The 8,007-nt window shown below is 46.2% G+C and carries 8 protein-coding genes; all 8 read left to right on the forward strand.

Features of this window, described 5'->3' with window-relative positions; genetic code table 11:
• Positions 1-83 precede the first annotated feature (83 nt).
• Positions 84-1,388 carry a glycosyltransferase gene (locus tag IHD13_RS17740; RefSeq protein ID WP_195862365.1) on the forward strand — a complete coding sequence of 435 codons (1,305 nt, stop codon included), beginning with the start codon at positions 84-86 and terminating at the stop codon, positions 1,386-1,388.
• Between the two features lie 48 nt (positions 1,389-1,436).
• On the forward strand, positions 1,437-2,480 hold the full coding sequence (locus IHD13_RS17745) for a hypothetical protein (RefSeq protein WP_195862366.1): 1,044 nt from the start codon (positions 1,437-1,439) through the stop codon (positions 2,478-2,480).
• Positions 2,481-2,595: 115 nt separating this feature from the next.
• Positions 2,596-4,515 (forward strand): AAA family ATPase, encoded by a 1,920-nt coding sequence (locus IHD13_RS17750; protein ID WP_195862372.1) that lies wholly within the window; start codon positions 2,596-2,598, stop codon positions 4,513-4,515.
• A gap of 101 nt (positions 4,516-4,616) precedes the next feature.
• Positions 4,617-5,240, forward strand: coding sequence for a peptidase E (locus tag IHD13_RS17755; protein ID WP_195862367.1), 624 nt, complete (start codon positions 4,617-4,619; stop codon positions 5,238-5,240).
• 115 nt (positions 5,241-5,355) lie between these two features.
• The gene (locus IHD13_RS17760) at positions 5,356-5,892 is read left to right on the forward strand and encodes a GNAT family N-acetyltransferase (RefSeq protein ID WP_195862368.1); all 537 of its coding nucleotides are present in this window, start codon (positions 5,356-5,358) and stop codon (positions 5,890-5,892) included.
• 93 nt (positions 5,893-5,985) lie between these two features.
• On the forward strand, positions 5,986-6,477 hold the full coding sequence (locus IHD13_RS17765) for a DUF523 domain-containing protein (protein WP_195862369.1): 492 nt from the start codon (positions 5,986-5,988) through the stop codon (positions 6,475-6,477).
• Positions 6,478-6,514: 37 nt separating this feature from the next.
• Positions 6,515-7,360: a PhzF family phenazine biosynthesis protein gene (locus IHD13_RS17770; RefSeq protein WP_195862370.1), complete on the forward strand. Its 846-nt coding sequence runs from the start codon at positions 6,515-6,517 to the stop codon at positions 7,358-7,360.
• 180 nt (positions 7,361-7,540) lie between these two features.
• On the forward strand, positions 7,541-7,852 hold the full coding sequence (locus IHD13_RS17775) for a cupin domain-containing protein (RefSeq protein WP_195862371.1): 312 nt from the start codon (positions 7,541-7,543) through the stop codon (positions 7,850-7,852).
• Positions 7,853-8,007 lie beyond the last annotated feature (155 nt).

An 8,007-nucleotide genomic window follows, 5' to 3' on the forward strand; every position in this document is an offset into this window, starting at 1 on the left:
TGCCGGAACGTTCTGATTTCTCAAGAGAATACCATCCGCTATCTTCGTTTTCAGGCTGGCCTCATGAATAAGCAGGGTTCACCATGAATATACTGATACTCACCTATGGAACTCGCGGCGATGTGCAGCCCTATATTGCCTTGGGGCAAGGCTTAAATCGCGCTGGGCATTGTGTAACGCTGGCCACGAGCTCACGATTTAGTGATGATATCGAACTCGCTGGGCTGCGCTATGCATTTATGAACGACGGCATGCTGACTTTGCTGGATGCGCCAAAAGAGCAAGGCGTTCTGGAAGATACAGGCAATATATTTCAAGTAGTGAAGCGCACGCTAGGCTTGCTCAAGAAAATAGGCCCGATACAGCGAGCTTTGGCGGAAGAGAGCTGGGCCGCCGCGCAAGAGTCTCAGCCAGACATTATTGTATTTCATCCCAAGGCATTTAACGCCCCAGATATCGCTGAAAAGCTCGAGGTGCCAGCAGTGATGGCGTTGGTTGTGCCAGGGTTAGTACCTACGGCTGAATACCCAAACATGATGCTTCCGCGGCTCAAGCTGGGTGGTTGGTATAATAAATTCTCTTATAGCTTTGTGAATCGACTGATTGGGTTGTCGGTCGCTAAGCATGTGCAAGCTTGGCGCAAAGAAAACCATCTGCTCAAAGCTAAGAAATTTAGCCTATTACATAACGTCGATGGTACGCCAATACCTGTCATTCATGGCTTTAGCCATTTGGTAGTGGCACGACCTGACGATTGGCCTCAAACTGCCAGTATTTGTGGTTACTGGCATACTGCAGACGCTGAGAACTATGAACCTTCACCTGAGCTTTCGGCCTTTTTAAGCGCTGGATCGCCGCCTGTTTATGTTGGTTTTGGCTCGATGACTGGGCGTGACCCCGAGCGGCTAGCAAGTATTGTTATTGACGCGCTGCAAAGCACAGGACTGCGAGGCGTTCTAGCAACGGGGTGGGGCGGTATGAAAGTGAAGTCACCGCCCGAGAACATATTTACGGTTGATCACGTGCCTCACTCGTGGCTGTTTTCGCGTGTGTGTGGGGTGGTTCACCACGGAGGTGCAGGAACCACAGCGGCTGCATTACTTGCAGGCAAACCATCCATTATTATTCCTTTTTTTGGCGATCAACCCTTCTGGGGGCATCGCGCACATGCCCTGAACGCGGGTTCAGCACCGATCCCTTTGAAAAAGCTGACGGTCGATCGGCTTGTGGCGGCGATTGAAGAAATAACAACCGATAAAAATATCATCGACCATGCAGCGGTGCTCGGATCGAAGCTGCGAGAAGAGCGTGGCGTAGAGAATGCAGTTGCAGTGATTGAAGATCTTGTAGACAAGCCTAACCAAGTATTGCAGCGGACAAGCCGCTGAATGCGGCGTTATGCCGAATAGAAAAGCAAGCCGAGGAACGGAAGATTAATGCCTACACTGCCCAAACTGGACATAAAAAATAACTGTAACCACTCCCCTCATGTTGTGATCCTCGGGGCAGGAGCAAGCTTTGCCGCTTTGCCAGACGGTGACAAGGATGGGCGCAGGCTACCCTTGATGAATAATCTGGTAGAAGTTATTGGTCTAGAGCCATTGATTGAGGAGTACGGGCTCAAGTATGAAGGTGAAAATTTTGAAGCAACCTACGATGCCTTGGTCCATAGCGGACAATATGACGAACTAGTCGGTGAGATAGACGCGGCCGTTGAGAATTATTTCGGGCAGATGGAGCTTCCTGAAGAAGCCACATTATATGACTACCTGGTTTTGGGTTTGCGCAACAAGGACATTATCGCCACATTTAACTGGGACCCTTTTCTTGCACAAGCATTTCAGAGAAATATGCATGTTGTTGGGTATGACCAGATGCCTCAGATAGCCTTCCTTCATGGTAATGTGGCAGTCGGTGTTTGTTGTTCATGCAAAACTAAGGGCTGGCGATATAATGCCTGTGATCGATGCGAGAATCGGTTTGGGCCATCAAAGCTATTATACCCTGTGAGTCAGAAAAACTACTCATCCGATGAGTTCTTAAATTCCGAGTGGGAAAATTTACAGAATCACCTGAAGCATGCCTACTTCATTACTGTGTTTGGATATAGCGCCCCAGTAACAGATGCGGAAGCGAGAAAGCTTATGCTTGACGTTTGGGCGGAAAATACCACCAAAGATTTGGCTCAGATTGACATTATCGACATAAAGCCACGAGAAGAAGTAAAGGAAAGCTGGCAGGATTTTATCGTTAGAGAAAACTATGCGATTCAATCTGATTTCTTTGACACATACTTATCTATGCATCCAAGACGGAGTTGTGACGCGTTTGCCATGGCGACGCTCCAGCAAAGACCATGGGAAGATAATAATTTCCCAGAAGGCTTGTCGCTAGAAGCATTGCAGGATTGGGTAAGGCCTTTAGCGGAAGAAGAAAAAAGCGGCCACCTTTCGGGCAATCCCTGCGGAAAGGAAAACTGATGCTTTCGTGCCAACGCGGCATAACCAGGGGCTCCAGCCGACCGATTCTCCGCTACCGCTCCGAATCGGCGGCTGAGCCCAGGCGTTATACATACAAGATAGATGGGTGCCAATAATGATAATTGGATCTTTTTTGCGGTATTTTAAAACCTACCAAGGTGTTAATTTTGTTCCAATTACCGATCAAGGTAATTTTTGTGGATTGCTGGGTGACAACGGAATAGGGAAAAGCTCAGTACTTGAGGCACTGGATTGCTTTTTTAACGGAAAGCAATGGAATATGAATATCGCGACGAAGAAAAGTGGCCTGGAAAAAACGAAACCCTATATAGTTCCGGTTTTTCTGGTTGAGAAAAACGCCTTAAGCGGGAGGCCTAGAGAGCTTGCTGAGCACCTTAACAACATAGCATTAACATTAACTGAAGATGAAGTTCCATCTGGAAATCGGGATGATTTTCGGTGCTATGCCGACCTTCTGGATCGAGTGAGAAGAAATTATAACTTAGATAACTACTATGTTGTGCCTATGGGCATTGATTACCAATCGAATCCAAATGTGTCTATTTTCAATTGCAGTCGCCTTGGTGTGGAACTTTATGGGGAAGAGTATAATGATAGGGGTCTTGATGAGGCAGGCTTGGAGGAGTTTAAGCCTCTTTTGGAAGACCTAAAAGGAAGTATCGAATACATACACATCCCCAAGGAGATTGATCCAGAGCTTTTCACCAAGCTTGAAACAAGTGAGATACAGGTTCTGATGGGGGAAACGCTGCATGAAATACTTGAGCAGAGAGTTACCAGTACACAAATCAGAGAAATAAATTCCAGTTTGAACGCATTCATAACCTCTTTGGCTGATGAGCTCGACGGATATTCCTATAGAACACCAACAGATAGACAGAAAAATTTACGCAAGAACGATGTGTACAATCTTATTATCGAGGCATTTTTTAATATACGTAAGCTTCACAAAAAAGAAGGGTCGCATTGGCTTGAAATAGGTGAGTTGAGTTCTGGAGAGAAGCAAAAAGCAATTATAGATGTTGCCCATAAGCTTTTGCTTCATCATAGAAGTAGCGGTACTAATTTGATTATAGCGATTGACGAGCCTGAGTCTTCGCTGCACATGTCAGCATGTTTTGATCAGTTTGATGCACTTTATGAAATTAGCAAGTCCTGTAGACAAGTCCTCTTCTCTTCACATTGGTACGGATTCCTTCCAACTATAGAATCCGGTTCGGTGACTGTAATATCCCGTCACGAGAGTGCTCATGTCTTTGATCTTGTTAATCTAGCTCACTATCGAGAGCAAATAAAGCAGATGACCAGAGAGTCTCGGAGACAGTTACCATATGACATTAGACTTAAGAGTACCAACGATTTTGTGCAGTCTGTAATTACAAGTTCTATTGGTGATAATCCGTTCAGCTGGATAATCTGTGAAGGTAGTACGGAGAGAATCTATCTTGAACACTACTTAAAAGATTTAGTTGAGAGCCATAGGTTAAGAATTGTTCCGGTAGGAGGAGCTGGAGAGATAAAGCGCCTATACAATCATTTGTCTACGTCATATGAGGATTTCAAGGACGAAATATCTGGTAGAATTATCTTGCTTTCAGATACGGACTCCCAGTTGGTTAGCTACGAAACTAGAAATTTCGAAAAACTATATTGTAAACGTATAGTAAATTGTGAGAAGGATAGGAAAACAAAGTTAGTAAATATTAGTTCGAATCCAGTTTCTCCTAGAACGGAAATTGAGCATTGTCTAAATGGAATGTATTTTCTTGAGGCATTGAACTCGTTTGTAGATAGCGATGATCATGCTTTGGCATTTCTTTTAGATATCAACGCTTCCGGAGAGAATGACAGCTACTTTTCTCTAGATCTTAAGCCGAGTCAGTTGCTAGCTGTAGATGAGTTCTTGGATGCGGGAAACAGTAAATATATGGTGGCCAAAACATATATTGAGATGCTACCAGATGAAAGTCATGTCCCTGAATGGATAAATACCGTTAGAGAATGGCTTATCTAAAAAGTATAACAAACGCGTTAATAATGACGCTCGCATGCTCGCGCCTATTACGCGAGCGTTAAGTTACTATAGCGACAGTGTTTAGATAGTAAGGGTTTTGAATGAAAAAAATGTTTTTAGTGTCATCTTTCGTAGATGTTGCAGATTTGTTTGTGGAGTTTGTTGGCGAAAAATGTGCAGGAAAAACGGTTACATTTATTCCTACCGCAAGCCTCGTAGAAGAGGTCAGATTTTACGTGGAGACAGGTAAGAAAGCCCTCGAAGACCTCGGGATGATTGTTGATGAGCTTGAGATTTCAACTGCTTCAAGACAAGAGATAGAAAGCAAGATTAAAAAAAATGACTACATCTATATCACTGGTGGAAATACTTTCTTTTTACTTCAGGAGTTAAAAAGAACCGGTGCGGATGAAATCATTAAGGAGCAAGTGGGTTTAGGTAAGATATATATCGGAGAGTCTGCTGGCGCTGTTGTTATGTCGAGGAATATTGAGTATGTGAAGGGTATGGACGATTTTGCATCAGCTCCTGATATAGGCTCTTATTCATCACTGGGTATGATTGATTTTTATCCTGTTCCACATCATACAAACTTTCCGTTCAAAGAATCCGTCGAGAGCATAATCACTAACTATAATGGGAAGATAAATCTTTGCCCAGTTAGCAATACGCAAGTGATTGTTGTAAATGGTGGTGAGTTCGAGGTCTGGGCCGCCGAAACTTAACAAAGCGCAGCGATTCGCGGCCTGCTGTCGCCGGACGCCGTAAACTCGCATCAGTGTGCTTGGGGTTATGCGTAAATGCTAACTGTTTTGTTGGTCTCTGTAGAGGTTTTATTATATGAGGCTTTCAGCGTATAGCGAGTCTTATCGACAGGAAATAGAGGCCCTATTTACACAGGCATTCTCTGATTCGGAAGATCAGTCCGAGGGAAAACTGATAGGGAACTTGGTTCATGAATTGATGAGCGGTGCCGAAAAAAATGATCTGTTCGGGTTCATCGCTACCGAGCAAGAGCAGATAGTCGGCTGTATCTTTTTCACGCGATTGTCGTTTGGTTATCCCGTAAAAGCTTTTATGTTGTCACCGGTAGCCGTTGATACAGACCACCAAGGAAAAGGCATTGGTCAAAAATTGATTAATTTTGGGGTTGAGCGATTGCGTGAATTGGGTGTCGAACTCGTTTTTACCTATGGCGATCCGAGCTACTATTCAAAAGTGGGCTTCGAGCACGTATCTCAAGAGATCGCGCAAGCGCCGTTTAAATTATCCCATCCAGAAGGTTGGCTGGGGCAGTCTTTGGATGGAGGCAGTCTTGAACTTCCACTGGGACAAGCTTGTTGTATTGAGGCATTCAATGATCCTCGGTATTGGTAAACCTATCTGCCGCACCGGGAACCACATGAAAATTCGCGTAAGGAGGGCGTCCCTGACGGGCCGCCGCTTCGCTCCTCGGGAAAAGGTACTGACTTGGAAAAACTATTAGTAAGCGCCTGCCTGCTGGGAAAGCGGGTCAGGTATGATGGAGGAAGCCTCGGCCTGACTGACCAAATTGTCGAGCGGTGGCTGTCCGAGGGGCGTATCGTCTCCGTCTGTCCCGAAGTCGAGGCCGGGATGAGCATACCTCGCAAGCCGGCGGAAATTGTCGCAGGCGATGGTGAGCAGGTGTTGAGTGGTGAAACGATGGTTGCCGAAAAGGGCGGGGTGGAGGTGACCGACGAGTTTATCACCGGCGCCCAGGTGGCCCTGGAGCTGTGCCATCGATTCCACATCAAGGTCGCCGTGCTGGCCGAGTTCAGCCCTTCCTGTGGAAGCTCGGCCATTTATGACGGGAGTTTCTCGGGCAAGAAGGTTCCCGGCATGGGGGTGACAGCGGCCTTGCTGCGCCGGCATGGGGTTCGAGTGTTTAGTCAATATGAAGTGGCAGCGGCTGATGAGATGATTCGTTCGCTAGGCGAATGAATTTCTTTGTTGAGGTTTTAGTCTGGGAGTGAAGTAATTGAAATGCGAGCTGGTGGATGTCTTTGCTAGAGAAAAGCTGAATGGAAATGGCTTGACCATATTCTCTGATTGTGATGAGTTGTGTTCAAAGGAAATGTTGGCATGGACGCAAGAAATGCGTCAGTTTGAATCCATTTTCCTTCAGGTGAAAGCAGGCGAATATCATGCAAGAATTTTTACGGTAGAAGAGGAGTTGGATTTTGCTGGTCACCCACTGCTGGGGTTGACTTACCATCTTCATGAACGATTTGGTAGCGATAGTGAACATGAATGGACTGTTCATATAAATGGTCGTCCTTTAAGCCTTTCGAGCAAAAAGACCGATTCAGAATTTATTGCAACCATGAGTCAGGGTAGGCCATTTTATTCATATTCATTGTCTGAAGATGAAGCGCAGGTGCTATATTCCTCCCTCAACCTGACCAAGCCAGACGGTCTTTCTTCAGGCGCTGAAGTCATATCAACAGGGTTGCCTTATATCATTCTTCCAGTGAGGTCTCAGTTAGAGGATATTTCCTTCAATGTCAGGGACCTGACCCCGCTCATAGAGCCGTATGGTGGGAAGTTTCTCTATGTGCTGGATGTGGATAGTCTTGAAGGGCGAACTTGGGATAATAAAGGGTTGTTCGAGGATGTTGCAACGGGAAGTGCTGCAGGCCCAGTTTCAGCTTACTTGTTCAAGCACGGCTTCGTTGGGGATGGGGAGGTGATTATAAAACAAGGTAGATTCTTGGGTCGCCCCAGTGAGATTAAGGTTCGTGTAGTGACTTGTGGTTCGGAAATCGAAGATGTGGAAGTTAGTGCCAATGTTGTGAAAGTTGCCGACATTGCTATTTTGCGCTAGCCGATTTCTCTGATGGTGTGCAAAACCTCGGAAGATGCTGAAGGTGCGACCCTTGAGGACGTATCCTGTTTACGGCATTCGATGGGTGTGGCTTATACTGTGTGATAAGTTTTTTAGTTTTATAAGGATGGTGTGCTAGGCTGGCATCGCTTTGTGATTTATTTGTTCTCAGGTGCGTTGATGAAAGTTATTAAGGGAAGAGAGTTCGTGGCGGATCGCGCCTGGGGCGCCGAGGATATTGCCTCGATGAATGGCATTTCCACGCGCCTGCATTGGACCGATCAGCCATACAAGTGGCATGTGAACGATGGCGAAGAGGTCTTCGTGGTCCTGGATGGAAAGGTGGAGATGTTCTTCCGGGAAAACGGTAAGGAAGCGTCGGTGACCCTAGGCGTCGGGGATATTTTCTATGCCTCCGTCGGCACCGAGCATGTGGCCCACCCGGTGGGTGAGGCCAGGATACTGGTGGTGGAGAAGGAAGGCAGCGTGTAGTTCGTTACGTCGTTTGGGGTTTCTGGATGCTGCCTGGTGGGGCGCCAGTCACTTTGGGTTTATCTATTGCAGGAAGCATTATCCCTGCTTATTCATGAGGCCAGCCTGAAAACGAAGATAGCGGATGGTATTCTCTTGAGAAATCAGAACGTTCC

This window comes from Halomonas sp. 328, from assembly GCF_015645095.1.
Lineage (GTDB): Bacteria > Pseudomonadota > Gammaproteobacteria > Pseudomonadales > Halomonadaceae > Bisbaumannia.